This window comes from Sphaerisporangium sp. NPDC005288, assembly GCF_040607475.1.
GTDB classification, from domain to species: Bacteria; Actinomycetota; Actinomycetes; order Streptosporangiales; family Streptosporangiaceae; genus Sphaerisporangium; species Sphaerisporangium rhizosphaerae.
Genome location: NZ_JBEXGT010000020.1, coordinates 1 through 18,139, shown reverse-complemented (window position 1 = coordinate 18,139; position 18,139 = coordinate 1). Strand labels below are relative to the sequence as shown.

Below are 18,139 nucleotides of genomic sequence, written 5' to 3'. Positions count from 1 at the left end.
ATAGAGACGGCGGCCTCCCGGAAAGGCACGAGGGCCGCCCCGCCCGGATGCCCCGCATGGGACGCCAGGTCGGAGCGGCCCTCGACGCCGCCGGCGCTCAGGCGCCCGGCTCGGCCACCGTGAACGTTGCATGCAGGTGGCGCGTGTGGTCCACCTCGCGGACCGGCCCGGTCAGCGTCACCGCCGCGACGAGGCGCGGGTCGGTGCTGGAGGCGGCCAGCCGCAGTTCCAGCTCTCCGGGCTCGACGATCCGCCGGCCCTGGCGGCCGGTGAAGGAGGCCAGGTCGGCGGGCACGGTCACCCGCACGCGGCTCGCCTCCCCCGGCGCGAGAGGCACCCGCGCGTACCCGATCAGGCGCTGGACCGGCTGCACCACCGTGGCGACGGGGTCGTGCAGGTAGAGCTGTACCACCTCGGTGCCCTCGCGGTCGCCGGCGTTGCGCACGGTGAATTCCAGGGTCACCTCGCCGTCCGTGCCGATGCGCGCGCCGTCGCCGGACAGGTCCGACCACTCGAACGCCGTGTACGACAGGCCGTGGCCGAAGCCGAACGCGGGCGTCGGGTCGATGTTGGACACCTCGGTGGCGTGCGCGAGCCGCGCCGACAGGTAGGTGGACGGGTGCACGCCCGGCCGGCGCGGGATGCTCACCGGCAGGCGGCCCGACGGGTTGATCCGCCCGCTGAGCACCCCGGCGATCGCGGAGGTGCCCTCCTGGCCCGGGAAGAACGACTGGACGATCGCCGCGGCCCCCTCCACGGCTCCGCCCAGCGCGTACGGCCGGCCGGCCAGCAGGGTGGTGACGACCGGCCTCCCCGTGGCGATCAGGGCGTCGAGCAGTTGCTGCTGGACGCCGGGCAGCGCCGCGGACTCGGCGTCGCACCCCTCGCCGCTGGTGCCCCGGCCGAACAGGCCGGCCCGGTCGCCGAGCGCCGCCACCACGACGTCGGCGCCGCGCGCCAGCTCGACCGCCTCGGCGAAGCCGCCGGTGTCCGGCCCGTCCACGGTGGCGCCGGGCGCGGTGACGATCTCGGCGCCGGGGAACTCGGCGGCCAGCGCCTCGCGCAGCGTGGGCAGCCCGATGCCGGTGGGCACGTCGGGGTGGTGGACCAGGACGTGCAGGGGGAAGGAGTAGCAGCCCAGGACGGCCAGCGGGTCGTCGGCGTTGGGCCCGATGACCGCGATCCTCTCCGGCCGCCGCAGCGGCAGCGTCCCGTCGTTGCCCAGCAGGACGATGGCCTGCTCGGCGATGCGCCGCGCGATGTCCCGGTTGGCCGGCGAGTCCAGGTCGATCGACCCGCGCAGCGCCTCGGCGTCGCTCAGGTCGGCCCCCGCGAGCCCGGGCGGCACCGGGTTCCAGCCGGGGTCGAGCAGGCCGAGCCGCGCCTTCTGCACCAGCACGCGGCGCAGCGCCCGGTCGATCAGCGCCTCGGGGACCCGCCCGGCGGCGATCGCCTCCACCAGGGGCCGCCCGAAGGTCTTGACGGTCGGGAGCTCCACGTCCACGCCGGCGGCCAGGGCGGCGCCCGCGGCCTCGGCCCAGTCGCCCGCCATGCCGTGCAGCGTCTTGAGGAAGGCGATGCCGAAGTAGTCGGCGACGACCGTGCCCTCGAACCCCCAGGTGTCGCGCAGCAGGGTCGTCAGCAGCCACTCGTCGGCGACGGCGGGCATCCCGTCGGTGTCGGTGTAGGCGTGCATGACCGAGCGGACGCCGCTCTCGCGCACGGCCATCTCGAACGGCACCAGGATGACATCGGCGCGCTCGCGGGGGCCCATCGCCACCGGGGCCAGGTTGCGGCCGGCCACCGAGGCGGAGTATCCGGCGAAGTGCTTGAGCGTGGCGATGATGCCCGCCGACTCAAGGCCCTGGATGTAGGCGGTGGCGATGGTGCCGACCAGGTAGGGGTCCTCCCCGATGGTCTCCTCGACGCGCCCCCAGCGGGCGTCGCGCACCACGTCCAGCACGGGGGCCAGGCCCTGGTGGACGCCGACGGACCGCATGTCGCCGCCGATGGCGCCCGCCATCTGTCGGACCAGCGCGGGGTCGAACGTGGCGCCCCACGACAGCGGCACCGGGTAGGCGGTGGCGCCCCAGGTGGCGAAGCCGGCCAGGCACTCCTCGTGGGCCAGGGCGGGGATGGCGAAACGGTTGGCGCCGGTGATGCGCTGCTGGGTCCTCAGCAGGGACAGCGCGCCGACGGCCGGGTCGACCGGTGCCGTGCCGAAGGGCCGTGTCAGCTGTCCGAGGCCGTTGGGCAGCAGGACGTCCAGGTCGATGGCGTCGTCCATCTCGTGCTGGTGCGGCGCGACCTCCCCGCCCTCGCGGGACGCGCCGACCCAGACACCGAAGAGCTGCGCGACCTTCTCCTCGACGGTCATCTCCGCGATCAGGGCCTCGACACGGGTCTCGGCGTCCTGAGCGGGGTCCTGCCAGAGGGGGGTGGCGGGGTCTGTCTCAACGGACACGATTGGGGTCACTTTCCTCCGACGCCCCTCAGCCCCTTGCCGGGGCACGACGGGCGAACAGATACACGAGAAGGATGGGGACCATGCAGAGCATCACCGTGGCCGGCGGTCCGTCTTGATCAGACGGAGGCGATCGGGAGGAAAGTCGCCTCGGGGGGCGCCATCGACGGCCATGGCCTCCTACGGCTCCGGCGTGATGCCACGCATCACCCCGGACGGCACGAGTCCGGAGACCGGCAGCGCGAACGGCTCATACGAACCTTTCCGAAAAGTTTCGAGTCCGTTTCCGAAACGTGTCGGCTACGTGGACAGTAAGGGGCGGTGGACATCGAGATCAACGGTCGGGAGGCAGAGCTGCCAAACCGTTATTCGCCGCAGAAGTATAGGCATCGGAACGTCGCTGATGACACCTCTGATGCTCACAGAAGTGCGCTGAGACGACGGGCGAAGGACGGCGCCGCCTTCCGAAAGTTTCAGAGACGCGCGGAAATCGGGCGCCGGACACGGGTCGAGCGCGTCAACAGCCGATCGGGGGACGCCCCGCCTGGAGAGGTCCAGGGAACGACCGGGTGCGAGTGTGCGTCACTCCGTCGAGGAGCACTCGATCGGCTCTGTCGCATGTCACCCGCTCTCGGTGACCCATGCGGGCAGCGATGGCCCGACGGGATGGCGCAGCAGCAGCAGCAGGCGCGTTCGCGGCATGCGGCGAAATCTCTCCAGCGGCTGTGCCGAGTGGCGCGCTAGAGGGTCGGGGTTAACACGATCACGCTTTTACTTGACGGGCGGGAGGCTTTTTGTGAATCTCTCGTTCTCCATTTGCCCGTGGTTTTTCGGTGGCCTTTGTCCTACCATGAGCGCGTGGCCGTGATCGGTAAGCGTATTCGCCGTGTTCGTCGACGCCGTGAAATGGGTTCCGTCATACTCCCCCCACTGGGACAGGTGGCGGACTCGCCTACTGGCACCCCCTCTCACCAGGCACAACGCGCCCCGGACCCCATTCCGGTGAGCGTCGTGTCCGAGTCGTCTTTCACCGTCCGGGGCCACGGAGTGCACAGTGTCTTCGAGGAGAGCCTGCGCGCGATAAAGCGAATGCCGGATTTCCGGCGGGTTTCCGGATTGCGTGCCTGCCGTAAAGACGTGGTCCTTCACGTGCACACCATGGGCCCGTTCGCGGCGCTGCGGATGATGGTTCATCGCGGTCCGGCGCTCATCAGCGCCCACGTCACCCCCGAGACGCTCATCGGCAGCATCAGGGGCGCCCACCTCGTACGCGGACTGGTCGAGCGCTACATGCGCGGCGTGTTCGACCTGGCCACGATCGTGCTGTCGGTCAGCAAGGCCACGACCGCGGAACTGGAGCGGCTCGGCGTGCGAGCTCCGATCGTCCTGATGAGCAACGCCATCGACGAGGCCCGCGTCCGCCCGCTGGTCGCCCGCCGCGAGGAACTGAGGCGAGGGTTCGGCTGGGACGGCCGCATGGTCGTGCTCGGCGTCGGGCAGGTGCAGCCGAGGAAGGGCGTGGAGGAGTTCGTGGCCTGCGCCCGCGCCCTGCCGCACGTGCGGTTCGTCTGGGTGGGCGGCATGCAGTTCGGCATGCTGTCCGAGGCCCGGCACGACCTGACGCGCCTGCGCGAGACCGCCCCCGGCAACGTGACGTTCACCGGCCTGGTCCCCCGGGAGGAGGTCTTCGCGTACTGCGCGGCGGCCGATGTGTTCTTCCTGCCGTCCAAGCACGAGACCTTCGGCCTGGCCACGCTGGAGGCCGCCACCGCCGCGCTGCCCGTGGTGGTGCCGGACCTGCCGTGCTACCGCGACTGGCTGAAGGACGCCTACCTGCACGCGCGGACGGTGCCGGAGTTCGCCGAGCTGCTCGGCGGCCTGGAGGACCCCGAGGTGCGCGCCACCTGGGCCGGGCTCGCCTCCGCGGCGGCCGCCGCCCACGACTCCCGGACGCTCGTGGACGGCCTGCGCGACGCCTACCTCCTGGCCGCCGCCCGTCACCGCGGCCGGCCGGCCTCGGCGCCGGACAGGTAGCGGCGCAGGCTCCTCGCCTCGGCGGCGAGCATCCCCGGGTCGTCGCCGGGCACGAACTCCAGCAGGGCGGACATCGGCCGGCCCGTCGAGGCGAGCAGGCCCGCGACCTCCCGCCACAGCGCCGCCCGGTGGTCCAGCGGCCACCGCTCCCGCGGCGTCGGCCACCAGCTGAACACGTGCACCGCGTCCACGCGGTCGAGCACGGCGCGCAGCCCGTCCAGCGCCCGCTCGTCGGGCATCCCGTTCGGCGGCTGCCAGTACGTGCGCAGCCCCGGGACCTCGTCCAGCATCGCCCTGGCCGAGCCGGCGTCGTCGGTGAGCGTGCCCGAGTGGTACTCGGTGGCGACGGTGAGGTCACCGGCGCTGTCGACGCACCGCTTCAGCGCGTCCAGCGTGCTGCGGCGTCCGGCCGGGCCGGCGTCCGCCGAGGCCCGGTCGCCGGCCCACACCCGCACGCGCCGGGCGCCGAGGGCGCGGGCCGCGGCCAGCACCCGCCGCCACACCCGCCGGTCCTCCTGCGGGTCGGCGATGGCGCCCGCGCGGTAGTACGACCCGAGGGACGGCACCTCCAGGCCGGCGGCGCGGGTGGCCTCGGCCACGCGGGCCGCCTCCGCCTCGTCGCCGAGCGGGATGTGGGCGTCCTGGCCCCATTCGATCTGGGCGAGCCCGGCCCGCGCGGCCAGCGTGATGACACGGTCGGCGGACAGCGCCCGGTAGGTGACGCTGCACACCCCCGCCGTGAGCGGCGGCCCGCCGCCGCTCATGCCGCCACCCGCCCGGCGGGCAGCAGGGGGGCGACGACGAAGCGCGTGGTGGCCCACCCGGCGTACAGCAGGGGCGAGCACAGCACCAGGCCGCCGGCGACCGGCCTGGCCAGCACGACGGCCGCCGCCAGGGCGAGCACGGCGACCGAGGCGGCGGCGAGGTACCAGCGCCGCGCCACCAGGTACAGGCACGGCAGGACGGCGTCGCGCGTGCGCGCGAACCGGCCGGGCGGCGGCTCGGCCGCCAGCACCAGCACGGCGACGACGGCCGCCATGACCAGGACGGCCGCGGTCACGAAGAACGGCACGAGCGCCGGGCCCCACGGCGTGCCCGCGACCGCGGCGACGTCCACGGCCAGCACGCCGACGGCGGCGAGGCCGGCGGTCCAGGCGGCCAGCGCCCGGGGCGCCGCCCGGCGGTAGGTGCGCCAGAACGTGCCGGCCACCCGCGCGGACCCCTCGCCGATCCCGGCGAAGCAGCCGAACGCCCCGGCCAGCGCCGGCGCGCACACCGGCGACAGGACGGCGAACAACGGCCAGGACGCGAACGGGTCGCCTACCAGCGCCAGCGCGATGACCAGCGGCGCGCAGGCGACGGCCAGCAGGAGGTTGGTCATCAGAGCGGTGTACACGCCGGCGAACACCGTGTCGTAGGTGGCCTGCCGGGCCGGCCGCAGCAGCCTGCGCATCGCGCTCACCCCTTCAGCCCGCTCGTGGCGATGCCGCGGATGAAGTAGCGCTGCCCGAACAGGAAGAGCACCAGGATGGGCAGCACCGACAGCACCGCGCCCGTCATGATCATCGCGTACTCCGACTCGTACTGGCCGACGAACGAGCGCAGGCCGAGCTGCACGGTCCACAGCTCGTTGCTGGTCAGGTAGATGAACGGCCCCATGTAGTCGTTCCAGGTGGTGACGAAGGTGAGCAGGGCCAGGCTGGCGAGCGCCGGCTTGGACAGCGGCAGCATGACGCGCCGGTAGATGCCGTACTCGCTCAGCCCGTCGATGCGCGCGGCCTCGCACAACTCGTCGGGGATGGAGGCGTAGTACTGGCGCATCAGGAACACGCCGAACGCGCCGAACGCCTGGATCAGGATGATGGACCAGTAGGTGTCGGTCAGCTCGGCCCGCCGCATCATGATGTACTGCGGCACCATGTAGGCCTGCCACGGCACGGCGATGGTCGCGATGTAGGCCAGGAAGAGCGCGTCGCGGCCGGGGAAGCGCACCTTGGCGAAGCCGTAGGCGGCGAAGCTGCCGGTCAGCACCTGCAGGACGGTGATGGCGGCCGACAGCAGCACCGAGTTGCCGAGGTAGGTCAGCATCGGGACGCGGTCCCAGATCTCGGCGAAGTTCGACCAGCGCGGTTCGCGGGGGATCCACTCGAGCGGGATGGTGAACACCTCGTTGTCGCGCTTCAGCGACGCCGACACCATCAACCCGAACGGGACGAGCACCAGCAGCGCCACGGCGGCGAGGGCGGCGTACGCCAGCGCCGTGCGCAGCGGGCGGGGCCGCGCGCCGTCGCCGGCCGTGCGCGCCGGTCGCCGCGCGGCGCCGTCGTCCGCCCCGGGCCGATCGGGCGCGGCCGTCGCCGTGGGGAGGCCGTCCGGCAGGGTCATCGCACTCGCCTCCGCTCGTTGAACCGGAACTGGACCACGGTCACGGTGAGCACGATCGCGAAGAGCACGAGCGCGATGGCCGAGGAGTACCCGAAGTGGCCCTCGACGATTCCCTCCCGGTACACCAGCTGCGACAGCACCAGCGTGCTGCGTCCCGGCCCGCCCTTGGTCATCACCACGATCAGGTCCAGCACCTTGAAGCTCTGGATCGTCAGCATGACCAGGACGAAGAACGTCGTGGGCCGCAGGCACGGCAGGGTGATGCTCCAGAAGCGGTGCCAGGCGTTCGCCCCGTCGACCTTGGCGGCCTCGTGGTACTCCACCGGGATCGTCTGCAGCCCCGCCAGATAGAGCACCATGTAGTACCCCATGTCCCGCCACACGCTGGTGACGATCACGGCGGGCATCGCCCACGTGGTGCTGGCCACCCACCGGGGCGGCTCGGCCACGCCCAGCGCCTGGAGGAGCTGGTTGACCGGGCCCGCGTCCGGGTTGAACAGCATGTTCCACACGACCGCGACGGCGACCAGCGAGGTGATGTAGGGCAGGAACGCCACGGTGCGGAAGAACCGCGCCCCGCGGACCTTGCTGTTCAGCGCCAGCGCCATCGCCAGCGCCGCCACCAGCGTCAGCGGGATGTGGCCGGCGGCGTAGTACAGGGTGTTCAGCAGGGCCACCCGCACGGTCTGGTCGCCGAGCAGTCGCCGGAAGTTCGACAGCCCCACCCACTCGGGCGTGCCGTAGGAGTCCCAGTCCATGAAGGCGAGCGCGAACGCCGCCAGCACCGGCACCAGCGTGAACACGGCGAAGCCGATGAAGTTGGGCAGGATGAAGCTCCACCCCACCACCGTGCCCCGCCAGGGCCGTCGCCGGGCGGCCGCCGGCCCTGGCGGGTCGTGCGGCGCCACGGGCGCGGGCCGCGTCGTTGCGTGGATCATTGCGGTCCTTCGTGCGGGTCAGGCAGGCACATCGGAGGGTGACCGGAGGCCGGCCGGGCATGGGCCGTCACCGGGTCAGTTCAGGACTTCGGTCTTCACCCGGTCGTTCATGGCGCGCAGGCCGTCGTCGACGGACTTCTCGCCGACCATGATGAGCTGGTGCTCCTCGTTGAGGATGGTGTCGACGTCGGAGCTCTTGTCGCTGACCGGCATCTCCAGCACGACCTTGTCCGGCGCGAACGCCTTCTTCGACAGCGCGTCGGACGGCATGCCGTCGAGGGAGAAGTAGGCGTCGGTGATCTCCGGGGCCTGCAGCGCCGGCACGACGCCGACCTTGACGATGGCCTGCGCGCCCGCCCGGCTCGCGGCGAACGCGACGAACTTCCTGGCCGCGTCGGCGTGCTCGGACCTGCTGTTGACGGCGAAGGCGGTCGGCGCGCCGAAGGTGGTCACGCCGGTGGCGCCGGGGCGTTGCGGCAGGGGGGCGAGGCCCCAGTCGACGTCGGTGGCGCCCTTCTTCTTCGCCTGGATGACGCCCGCGGCGTACCAGGTGCCCATCGGCATCATCGCCGCCGCCCCGGTCTCGAACATGGTGCGGTAGTCGGAGTGCTGGGAGGTGGCGGTGCCGAAGTCGAGCACCACGCCCTCCTTCTGCAGCGCCAGGGCCATCTTGTACTGGTCGGCGAAGAATCCGTAGTCGCCGCCGAGCTGGTCGCCGCCGGTCTGGGCCGCCGCGATGGCCTGGACGACCGACCGCCAGGTGTGGTGGTAGGCGCCGTAGACCTTCTTGGCGCCGTCGCCCTTGGTGAGCCGCCGCGCGAGCGAGGCGTACTGGTCCCAGGTGAGGGCCTCGGGCTGCGGCAGGCCGGCCTCCTTGAAGTACTTCTTGTTGTAGTAGAGCAGCCAGAAGTCGTGGCGGAACGGCAGCGCGTAGTACTTGCCCTGGAGGTCGTAGGCGGGCAGGCCCGCGAGCTTGGCGCCGTCGGGGGCCTTGGCCAGGTCGGTGACCTCCAGGAGCTGGCCGCGGCTCGCGTGGCGCGCGTAGTCGGTGAGCGTCTTCATCGCCATCACGTCGGTCCGGTCGCCGCCGGCGAGCATGGTGGTGACCTTCTCGGAATAGTCGTCGGCGGGGATGTCCAGCGGCTTGACCGTGATGCCGGGATTGGCCTTCTGGAAGGCGTCGAAGAGCGCGCCGAACTCGGTGTTCTTGGCGAGGCTCCATCCGGCGACGGTGAGCGTGACCTTGCCGTCGCCGCTCTCCTGACCGCCGCCGGAGCCGCAGGCGGCGAGGGGGAGGGCGAGCGCGGCCACGGCGGCCAGCCATCCCGCGAGACGTCGCCGCGCGCCGCCGGGCCTTGCTGAGGTGGTGGCTGTGCTCATCGATCCGGGTCTCCTCTCGGTCGAGCCGGTGCGGGGCTCTAGGCGCCTGTCGCGAACGCGGCGGGGGTGACGGCGGCCCGGGGCGGCCGGCCAGTCAGGTAGCGCTCGATCTCGTCGAGCGCGCTCTCGCTCATCCGCCGGGTCTCCGCTCCGAGCGACCCGGCGACGTGTGGGGTGATCATGACGTTGGGCAGGTCGTACAGCACCGAGCCGGCCGGCAGCGGCTCGGGGTCGGTGACGTCGAGGATGGCGTCCAGCCGGCCGGCCGCGCACTCGCGTTCCAGGGCGGCGGTGTCCAGGACGGCGCCGCGGGCGGTGTTGATGACGGTCACGCCGTCGCGCAGCCGCGCCAGCTCCTCCGCTCCGATGAGGTGGCGGGTGGAGGGCAGCGCGGGGACGTGCAGCGTGAGCACGTCGCAGCGGCGCAGCAGCTCCGGCAGCTCCACCGGGCGGGCGCCGGCCGCCCGCACCTCGGCGGGGGAGGCGTAGGGGTCGGCGACCAGCACGTCGAGCTCCAGGTCGCGCAGCCGGTCCACGACGCGGCGCCCCACGCGGGAGAAGCCGACGACGCCGACGGTGCGGCCGCGGTTGGACAGTTCGCCGCGGCGGGCGGCGTAGGACCAGTCGTCGCGGTGCCGGCGGGCGTCCTGGGCGAGGAAGGGCGCCTTCTTGCCGGCGAAGATGACGGCGGCGAGGGTGAACTCGGCCACCGGGATCGCGTTCTCGTCGGCGGCGTTGGTCACCAGGATGCCGCGGCGCCAGACCTCGTCGGTGACGAACGAGCGGACGGTGCCGGCGCAGTGGAAGACCGCCCGCAGCCGGGGCGCGTCGGCGAGGCGCTCGGCCGTCAGCGGGGGGCAGCCCCATGAGGTCACCAGCACCTCCACCTCGCGCAGCCGGCGCCGCGCGCGGGCGGCGTCCAGGTCGTCGGTCAGGACGGGCTCGCCAAGTTCGACCAGCTCGCGCAGCCGCCGGAGCTGTGGCTCGTGGAACTGCACCCGGTAGTGGGCGGGGTCCATGACCAGCAGGGCCTGCGGGCGTCGTCGCTCGGTCACGCGCGGGTTCCCTTCGTCTGGGAAGCGCTTACCAGTGCGCCGATCATGTCCGGTCATGACAATCATGTCAACGGTGTGTTATGCACAAGAAATCACAACTTCTGATCACTTCTGATCGATATGTGCGCGAGGTGCCGAGGAGGCGTCCATGAACCCCTGGCGGGAGTTCGACGATCGGGAGCTGTCCCCCTACACCGGATGGACCAGGAACCACTGGGCGGCCCTCGCCGACCACCTGCTGCTGTCGGCCCGGCGATACGCCTCTCCCTCGCACGCCCGCATCGGCTTCCCCGGACCGCCGGGCGGCTACGGGGCCGACGTCGACGCGCTGGAGGGCTTCGCCCGCACCTTCCTGGCCGCCGGGTTCCGGGTGGCCGGCGAGGACGGCCGCGACCCGCTGGGGCTGATGGAGTGGTACGCCGAAGGTCTCGCCGCGGGCACCGACCCCCGCTCGCCCGACCGCTGGGTGCGGCTGGACGAGCACGGCCAGGCCAAGGTGGAGGCCGCGTCCATCGCCATGGTGCTCCACCTGACCCGGCCGTGGCTGTGGGACCGCCTCGGCCCGGTCGTGCGGGAGCAGGTCGTCGACTACCTCGCCCCCGCGATCGGCGCGGAGTACCCGCCGATCAACTGGGTGTGGTTCCAGATCGTCGTCGAGCAGTTCCTCGCCTCGGTCGGCGGGCCGTGCTCGCGGGAGGACATCGACGCCGGGCTCGCGCTGTCCGACGGCTTCGCCCGCGAGGACGGCTGGTACGCCGACGGCGCCGAGCGCTCCTACGACCACTACGCCGGGTGGGCGCTGCAGTTCTACCCGTTGCTGTGGACCGAGATGGCCGCGGGCGACGAGCGCGCGGACTCCCGGCGGCCGGTGTACCTGCGGCGGCTGGAACGCTACCTGGACGACGCGTTGCACCTGGTGGGCGCCGACGGCTCGCCGCTGATCCAGGGACGCAGCCTGACCTACCGGTTCGCCGTGGCCGCGCAGTTCTGGGTAGGCGCGCGGGCCGGGCTCGGGCGGCCCTCGCCCGGCCTGCTGCGCCGCGCGGCCTCCGGCGTCGCCCGCCACTTCGCCGACCACGGCGCTCCCGACGGCGACGGCGTGCTGAGCCTCGGCTGGCACGGTCCGTGGCGGCCGATCGCCCAGTCCTACTCCGGCCCCGGCTCCCCGTACTGGGCCTCGAAAGGGCTGTTCGGGCTCGCCCTGCCGGCCGGCCACCCGGTGTGGACGGCGGTCGAGGAGCCGCTGCCGGTGGAGTCCGGCGACTTCCACCGGGTGCTCCGCGCCCCCGGATGGCTGGTCGGCGGCACCCGGGCCGACGGCGTCGTGCGGGTGGTCAACCACGGTGCCGACCACTCCTTCCCCGGCTCGCACCTGACCGACTCGCCGCTGTACGCGCGCCTCGGGTACTCGACGGCCACCGCGCCCGTCCTGGCCGGGGAGCACGCGGCGCGCCCGCTGGACCAGTCGGTGGTGCTGCTCGACGCGGACGGGACGCCCAGCCACCGCACGGGGTTCCAGGCCCTGCCCGCCCGCCGCCTGCCCTCCGGGACGCCGGTCGGCGCCTCGCGCTGGCGGGCCCACTGGGTCACCCCCGAGACCGATGGCCCGGACCACGGGCACGGACGCTCGGGACCGGTGCGCCTCGGGCCGTGGATCGAGGTGGTCTCGGTCGTGCGCGGTCCATGGGAGGCCCGGCTGGTACGGCTGTCGCCCGCCGAGGGGACGCCGTGGGACGGCCCGCTGCGCGTCGGCGGCTGGCCTCTGCCCGCGGACGGGCCCGACGAGGCCGCCGGCCGGAGCCGGTTGTGCTCGCGCGTGCTCGGCGGCCCGGGGCTGGAGGCCTCCGGAGTGGTCCGCGCCGAGGACTCCTCGCCGCTGGCCCCGTGGACGCTCGTGCCCTGGTGCGCCACGCCCGCGGCCGCGCGGCCCGGCCGGTGGTACCAGGCCCTGGTCTACCTCGGCCGGGGCGAGCCCGCCGGGACGCCCGCCCTGTCGTGGGACGGTCCGGCGTCGGTGCGGCTGAGCTGGCCCGACGGCGTCCGGGACGTCGTGGACCTCGCGGCGGGTGAGGTCACCGCGGAGCCGACGAGGAGGAGCGCACCATCAGGCGGGGCGCGATGACGACGCGGTGGGCGGGGCGCTCGGCGCCGCCGCCGGCCAGGCGGGCCGCGAGCAGCTCGAACGCCGCCCGGCCGACGGCCGCCTTCGGCGGGCGCACCGCCGTCAGCGGCGGATCGCACAGCTCGGCGACCTCGTCGTCGTAGGCGACCAGGCTGAGGTCGCCGGGCACCCGGACGCCGCGCAGCTGGCAGCGTTCCACCAGCGACATCGTCTCGGGGTCGGAGTGGACCAGCATGGCCGTCGTCCCCGAGGCGAGGCAGGCGTCGAGCACCTCGTCCAGCACGGCGGCCCGCCCGGCGTCCCCGGCCGCGTTCACGTCCGGCACGTCCGTCAGGTCCAGGCCGAGCTCCTCGCACGCCTGCCGCCACCCCCGCCGCACGTGCGCGGTCGTCGGGCTCTGCGCGGGGGTGAGCAGCCCGACCCGCCGGTGGCCGAGCGTGGCCAGGTGCCGCACGGCCATGGCGGCGCCGAGCGCGTGGTCGCTGACCACCGACTCCATCGCCTCGCGGAGCGGCCCGACCGTGGCGGCGCGCTCGAGCAGCACCACCGGCACCTCGGCGGACTGCAGCCAGCGGACCAGCGCCTCGCCCTCCTCGCCGGTGGTGGTCGGCGCGACCAGCAGGCCGTCCACCTCCATCGACTCCACCAGCCAGGCGAGCTGACGCCGCTCGTCGTCGGCCTGGTAGGTGGCGCCCCGCAGCACGACCCGCGCGGAGGCCGCCGCGGCGGCCTCGCGCACGCCGCGGATCACGTCGGGGTAGTAGTAGGTCAGCGACGGCACCACCACGCCGACCGTGAGCCGCCGCCCGGCCACGGTCGCGGGCTGCGGGACCACCGGTGCGTCCCGCTCGTCCCCGCCTTCCATGACGGCCCCGCCGCGGACCCGGCGGATGACCCCCTGGGAGGCCAGCAGGGCGATGTCCCGCCGGATGGTGATGACCGAGACGTCCAGCTCGGCGGCCAGCTCGTCGGCGCGCACCACGCCGCGCCGGCGCAGCAGGTCGACCACCTGGGCGCGGCGCTCGTACGGCAGCGGGGCGGGCGAGGGCCCCCCGGCGGACTCTGTCATGGCTCCCCCTCCCCAGAGACAGCCATGGTACCGATCGTTGTTGATCGAAGCTGACCGGTCCCCGCGCGGCCGCGACACGCACGGCTGGACGCGTTCGAACCTGTGTACGAACCTGTGGACACTGGGGATAACTCCGGGCTTCCCCTGGACAGGCCCCGCTTCGTCCGGGTCCGAGGGAGCAGATGGGGCATCCTTTACCATTGGCGCATGTCACGAGGATCTCCCGCCGTCCAGCGCGCCGAGCGAGCGCTGACGGCGAAGGGGACCGCCACCCGGGCGCGCATCATCCACGGCGCCGTCGACCTGGTCCGTGAACGCGGGCCGGCCAACGTCGGGCTGGACGACATCCGCGCCGTCACCGCGACGAGCAAGAGCCAGCTGTTCCACTACTTCCCCGACGGCAAGGCCGATCTGCTGCTGGCCGTGGCCGCCTACGAGGCCGAGCAGGTGCTCGCCGACCAGCAGCCCATGCTGGGCGACCTCACCACGTGGGAGAAGTGGGAGGCGTGGCGCACGCGGGTGGTCGAGAAGTACGACGCGCAACGGCGGCGCTGCCCGCTTTCGGCGCTCACGGCGCAGCTCGGCCTCTCCAACCCCGCGACCCGCACCATCGTCACCGGCATGTACGACAGATGGCACGCCCATCTCGCGGCCGGGGTCCAGGCGCTGAAGGACTCCGGCGAGATCGCGCCCTCCGTCGACGCCGGCCGCGCGGCGACGACGATCCTCACCACGGTCTGCGGTGGCGCCACCATGTTGCAGGCCACCGACGACCTGTCCTACCTGGAGACCGGCCTCGCCGACGTGCTGGACGGCCTGCGCCGCCGGGCGCCGACCGGCTCGCCGTGCTGAACGGCCTGGGCCACCCGGCGCCGGCCGGCTCGCCGTGCTGAACGGCCTGCGCCGCCCCGCGCCGATCTCGCCGCGGTGATCCACGGCCCGCGTCCCGGCTCCGGTGGGACGCGGGGCCGGCGGTGCGTCCACGCCGACGGGCGTCTCCTCGGGGTTGCCCTTGACCTGCGGGTCAGGGGTTAGGGTCTCGACGCCTTGTCGACCGCAGACCTTGAGGAGCGTCCCATGCCGCACCTGCCGCAGGTGTCCAGAGAAGTCCGGCTCGCCGTCGCGACCGGCGGCCTGCCCGAGCCGGATCACTTCGTGGTCGCCGAGGTGCCGGTCCCGGCGCCGGGCGAAGGCCAGGTGCTGGTCCGCAACCGGTTCTTCCACGTCTTCGCCGCGCTCCGCACCCTGATCGGCGGGAGCGTGCGGGACGCGCCCTTCCCGCCGCTGCGTCCCGGCGACACGCTGTTCGGCGCGGCGGTCGGGGAGGTCGTGTCGGCGCCCGCGGACAGCGGGGTGCGCCCGGGCGACCTGGTCTCGCACTGGCTGGGCTGGCGCGAGTACGCGGTCGTGCCCGAGGGCGGGTTCACGCCGCTGGGCGACGCGCTGCCCGACCCCGCGGCGCACCTGAGCCAGGGCGGCCTGGCCTACACCGCGTTGACCAGGGACGCCGAGGTCAGGCCCGGCGACACGGTGCTGGTCACCGGCGCCGCCGGCGCGGTCGGGTCGCTCGCCGGCCAGATCGCCCGCCTGCTCGGCGCGGGCAGGGTGATCGGCAGCACCGGCTCGGCGGAGAAGGCCGGCCGGCTGGTCTCCGAGCTCGGGTACGACGCGGCCGTGGTCCGCGGCGGGGAGCCGATCGGCGAGCAACTGGCGAAGGCCGCCCCCGACGGCATCGACGTCCTGCTGGACAACGTCGGAGGCGAGCAGCTCCAGGCGGCGGTGGCGGCGGCCCGGCCCGGTGCCCGGTTCGTGCTGGTCGGAGCGCTGTCCGGGCAGATGGCTCCGGAGGGGACCGGCGGGACGGCGCCGGTCGAGCTCGACACCTACCGGCTCATCCTCCGGCGCCTGTCCATCCGCGCCTTCCAGGGCGCCGACGAACGGACGCGGTCGCAGTGGGCCGGGCTTTTCGGCGGCTGGCTGCGTTCCGGAGCGATCACCTTCCCGCACGTCCGGGTGACGGGCATCGAGAACGCCCCCCGGGCGTTGTACGACACGATGCGTGGACGGCATTTCGGGACCGTCATCGTGGAGCTGTAGACCTCTGGGAGGACCGATGCGCATTGGCGACGCGGCGGCCGCGGCGGGGACCACCCCGCGGGCACTGCGCCTGTACGAGCAGCGCGGGCTGCTGCCCCCGCCCCGTCGCACGGTGACGGGGCAGCGGGAGTACGGGCAGCGCGACGTGGACCGGGTGCGCGTCATCCGCGAGCTGCTGTCGCTCGGGCTGACCATCGAGGACGTGAGCCGCTGCGCCGACCGCCTGCACCTGCTCGAAGGCGGCAGACTCCCGGCGCGCGGCGCCCCCGGATGCACCGCTTCGAGCGGTGTGGTCGAGCGCCGGCTCGCCGTCCTCGACGCGGAGATCTCCCGCCTGACACACCTGCGCGATCAGCTCGCCTCGCGGGCCGGGGTGCGGGCCGCGAAGACCCCCTGAGCCCTGCGGACGCCGCGTCCGTCCCCGGCGGAGCGTCGCGCAGGTCTCGCCGGCACCGGGGCGCCGAGGCGGATGCGCGGCCGCCCGCGGGGAGGGTTCATCGGGTCGCGCCTAGAGGCGGTCGAGGGCCAGGTTGAGCGACAGGACGTTCACCGCGGGCTCCCCCATGAAGCCGAGGCCCCGTCCCGTGGTGTTCCGCTCGATGAGGGCCCTGACCTTGTCGAGCCCGAGCCCGCGCTCCCTGGCGACGCGGGGTGCCTGGAGGGCGGCGTAGGCCGGACTGATGTCGGGGTCGAGGCCGGACCCGCTCGCGGTGACGGCGTCGGGGGGGACGACGGCGGTGGCGGTGCCGCGGACGGTGACGGTGCGGCCGGCGGCGTGGTCGTCGCCGGGCTTGCCGCATTCGACCTTCACGCCCTGGTAGGTGGTGATGAAGGGGGTGGCGGGGCAGGCTTGGTTGACGCTGACGGCGCGGGTGGGGGCGCCGGTGGCGGGGAAGACCTTCAGGACGGCGCCGACGCCGTCGGGGGTGCAGTAGGGGCGGGCGCCGCTGACCCCTTCCAGCTCACCGACGGCCTTGCTGCGGGCGCACACCTGGGTGAGCAGGCTTTGCCTGCCGGTGTCAGGGTTGCCCTCGTCGTCCTTGGCGCCCGGCACCGGCAGGACGTCCAGGACGTCCTCCGGGCCGAGGTTGCTCGCGGCCGTGGACGTCGGGTCGTATCCGTCGCCGGCCGCCGACGGGCGCGACTGGAAGTACGTGCGCACCGGGTTGCCGTCGGCGTCGGTGAAGCGCTGTCCCAGCAGGGCGCTGCCGACGTCCTTGCCGGCCTTGTCGTGGACGATCGAGCCGTTGGCGCCGTCGTGGAAGACGGCCTGGGCGACTCCGGTCGCCACCAGCGGGTAGATCACTCCGGTGATCACGGTGAGCACCAGCAGGGCGCGCAGGGCGGCCAGGTGCCGGTTGATCCAGCTTGGCAGGCGTTGCATCAGGACATCCCCGGAAGGAACTGGACCAGCAGGTCGATGAGTTTGATGCCGATGAACGGGACGATGATGCCGCCCAGGCCGTAGAGGTAGAGGTTGCGGGTCAGCAGTTGGGAGGCGCTGGAGGGGCGGTAGCGCACTCCGCGTAGTGCCAGGGGGATGAGGGCGATGATGACGAGGGCGTTGAAGATGACGGCGGACAGGATGGCGGATTGGGGGGTGGCCAGGCGCATGATGTTGAGGGTGTCGAGGCCGGGGTAAACGGCGGCGAACATGGCGGGGATGATGGCGAAGTATTTGGCGATGTCGTTGGCGATGGAGAAGGTGGTGAGGGCGCCGCGGGTGATGAGGAGTTGTTTGCCGATCTCGACGATTTCGATGAGTTTGGTGGGGTTGGAGTCGAGGTCGACCATGTTGCCGGCTTCTTTGGCGGCGGAGGTGCCGGTGTTCATGGCGACGCCGACGTCGGCTTGGGCCAGGGCGGGGGCGTCGTTGGTGCCGTCGCCGGTCATGGCGACGAGTCGTCCGCCTTGTTGTTCGCGTCGGATGAGGGCGAGTTTGTCTTCGGGGGTGGCTTCGGCGAGGTAGTCGTCGACTCCGGCTTCGTCGGCGATGGCTTTGGCGGTGAGGGGGTTGTCGCCGGTGATCATGATGGTCCGGATGCCCATCGCGCGCATGTGGTCGAAGCGTTCGCGCATGCCTTGTTTGACGACGTCTTTGAGGTGGATGACGCCGAGCACGCGGGCGGTTCCGGCTGTGGTGATCTCGCAGACGACCAGGGGGGTGCCGCCGGAGGCGGAGATGCCGTCGACCAGCGGGCCGACTTCGCTGGTGGGGTGGCCGCCGTGGTCGCGCACCCACTTCATCACCGAGGTGGCGGCGCCCTTGCGCACCTGCCGTCCTGCCACGTCGACCCCGGACATGCGGGTCTGGGCGGTGAAGGGCACCCAGTCGGCGTGGTCCAGTTCGCCCGGGGCGCGCTCGCGCAGCGCGTAGGTCTGCTTGGCGTGCACGACGATGGAGCGGCCTTCGGGGGTCTCGTCGGCCAGGCTGGCCAGTTGCGCGGCCTCGGCCAGCTCGCGTTCGTCCACTCCGGGGACGGGCACGAAGTCGGAGGCCTGGCGGTTGCCCAGGGTGATGGTGCCGGTCTTGTCCAGGAGCAGGGTGCTGACGTCGCCGGCGGCTTCGACGGCGCGGCCGGACATGGCCAGGAC

15 protein-coding genes are annotated in these 18,139 nt (G+C 73.1%); 5 read left to right on the top strand and 10 right to left on the bottom strand.

The window, feature by feature from the left end:
- Nucleotides 1-97 precede the first annotated feature (97 nt).
- Entirely contained in the window at nt 98-2,464 is a 2,367-nt protein-coding gene (locus ABZU32_RS19830; protein WP_354924067.1) for a glycoside hydrolase family 3 N-terminal domain-containing protein, read from the bottom strand.
- Nucleotides 2,465-3,370: 906 nt separating this feature from the next.
- Here ABZU32_RS19830 and ABZU32_RS19825 point away from each other — a divergent pair.
- A complete protein-coding gene (locus ABZU32_RS19825) occupies nt 3,371-4,498 on the top strand; it encodes a glycosyltransferase (RefSeq protein WP_354924065.1) in 1,128 nt (375 codons plus the stop codon).
- Here ABZU32_RS19825 and ABZU32_RS19820 read toward each other — a convergent pair.
- The 6 genes from ABZU32_RS19820 to ABZU32_RS19795 form a co-directional block, all read right to left on the bottom strand.
- On the bottom strand, nt 4,462-5,262 hold the full coding sequence (locus ABZU32_RS19820) for a TIM barrel protein (protein ID WP_354924063.1): 801 nt from the start codon (nt 5,260-5,262) through the stop codon (nt 4,462-4,464). The two genes, ABZU32_RS19825 and ABZU32_RS19820, sit on opposite strands and share 37 nt — an antisense overlap.
- Complete coding sequence (locus ABZU32_RS19815; protein WP_354924061.1) at nt 5,259-5,951, bottom strand: hypothetical protein; 693 nt, start codon at nt 5,949-5,951, stop codon at nt 5,259-5,261. Before ABZU32_RS19815 ends, ABZU32_RS19820 begins: the two co-directional genes overlap by 4 nt.
- 5 nt (nt 5,952-5,956) lie before the next feature.
- Nucleotides 5,957-6,883, bottom strand: a complete 927-nt coding sequence (locus tag ABZU32_RS19810) for a carbohydrate ABC transporter permease (protein WP_354924059.1) — start codon at nt 6,881-6,883, stop codon at nt 5,957-5,959.
- Nucleotides 6,880-7,821 carry a sugar ABC transporter permease gene (locus ABZU32_RS19805; RefSeq protein ID WP_354924057.1) on the bottom strand — a complete coding sequence of 314 codons (942 nt, stop codon included), beginning with the start codon at nt 7,819-7,821 and terminating at the stop codon, nt 6,880-6,882. Before ABZU32_RS19805 ends, ABZU32_RS19810 begins: the two co-directional genes overlap by 4 nt.
- A 75-nt stretch (nt 7,822-7,896) precedes the next feature.
- The gene (locus tag ABZU32_RS19800) at nt 7,897-9,201 is read right to left on the bottom strand and encodes a sugar ABC transporter substrate-binding protein (RefSeq protein ID WP_354851421.1); all 1,305 of its coding nucleotides are present in this window, start codon (nt 9,199-9,201) and stop codon (nt 7,897-7,899) included.
- Between the two features lie 38 nt (nt 9,202-9,239).
- A complete protein-coding gene (locus tag ABZU32_RS19795) occupies nt 9,240-10,256 on the bottom strand; it encodes a hydroxyacid dehydrogenase (RefSeq protein ID WP_354924055.1) in 1,017 nt (338 codons plus the stop codon).
- 148 nt (nt 10,257-10,404) lie between these two features.
- On the opposite strand from ABZU32_RS19795, the gene ABZU32_RS19790 reads away from it, so the two are divergent.
- Nucleotides 10,405-12,378, top strand: a complete 1,974-nt coding sequence (locus ABZU32_RS19790) for a DUF2264 domain-containing protein (protein WP_354924053.1) — start codon at nt 10,405-10,407, stop codon at nt 12,376-12,378.
- On the opposite strand, the gene ABZU32_RS19785 is transcribed toward ABZU32_RS19790, so the two are convergent.
- Nucleotides 12,329-13,447: a substrate-binding domain-containing protein gene (locus ABZU32_RS19785; protein ID WP_354924051.1), complete on the bottom strand. Its 1,119-nt coding sequence runs from the start codon at nt 13,445-13,447 to the stop codon at nt 12,329-12,331. The genes ABZU32_RS19790 and ABZU32_RS19785 overlap by 50 nt on opposite strands.
- A gap of 207 nt (nt 13,448-13,654) precedes the next feature.
- Here ABZU32_RS19785 and ABZU32_RS19780 point away from each other — a divergent pair, with 207 nt between their 5' ends.
- The 3 genes from ABZU32_RS19780 (at nt 13,655) to ABZU32_RS19770 (ending at nt 15,941) form a co-directional block, all read left to right on the top strand.
- Nucleotides 13,655-14,299 carry a TetR/AcrR family transcriptional regulator gene (locus ABZU32_RS19780; protein WP_354924049.1) on the top strand — a complete coding sequence of 215 codons (645 nt, stop codon included), beginning with the start codon at nt 13,655-13,657 and terminating at the stop codon, nt 14,297-14,299.
- A gap of 225 nt (nt 14,300-14,524) precedes the next feature.
- Nucleotides 14,525-15,544: an NADP-dependent oxidoreductase gene (locus ABZU32_RS19775; protein WP_354924047.1), complete on the top strand. Its 1,020-nt coding sequence runs from the start codon at nt 14,525-14,527 to the stop codon at nt 15,542-15,544.
- A 16-nt stretch (nt 15,545-15,560) separates the two neighbouring features.
- Nucleotides 15,561-15,941, top strand: a complete 381-nt coding sequence (locus ABZU32_RS19770) for a MerR family transcriptional regulator (protein ID WP_354851404.1) — start codon at nt 15,561-15,563, stop codon at nt 15,939-15,941.
- Nucleotides 15,942-16,052: 111 nt separating this feature from the next.
- On the opposite strand, the gene ABZU32_RS19765 is transcribed toward ABZU32_RS19770, so the two are convergent.
- Together ABZU32_RS19765 and kdpB are read right to left on the bottom strand one after the other, a co-directional pair.
- A complete protein-coding gene (locus tag ABZU32_RS19765; RefSeq protein ID WP_354924046.1) occupies nt 16,053-16,928 on the bottom strand; it encodes a potassium-transporting ATPase subunit C in 876 nt (291 codons plus the stop codon).
- Nucleotides 16,928-18,139: potassium-transporting ATPase subunit KdpB (gene kdpB, locus ABZU32_RS19760; protein WP_354924044.1), on the bottom strand; the 1,212-nt coding region annotated here is incomplete at its 5' end. The genes kdpB and ABZU32_RS19765, both read right to left, overlap by 1 nt.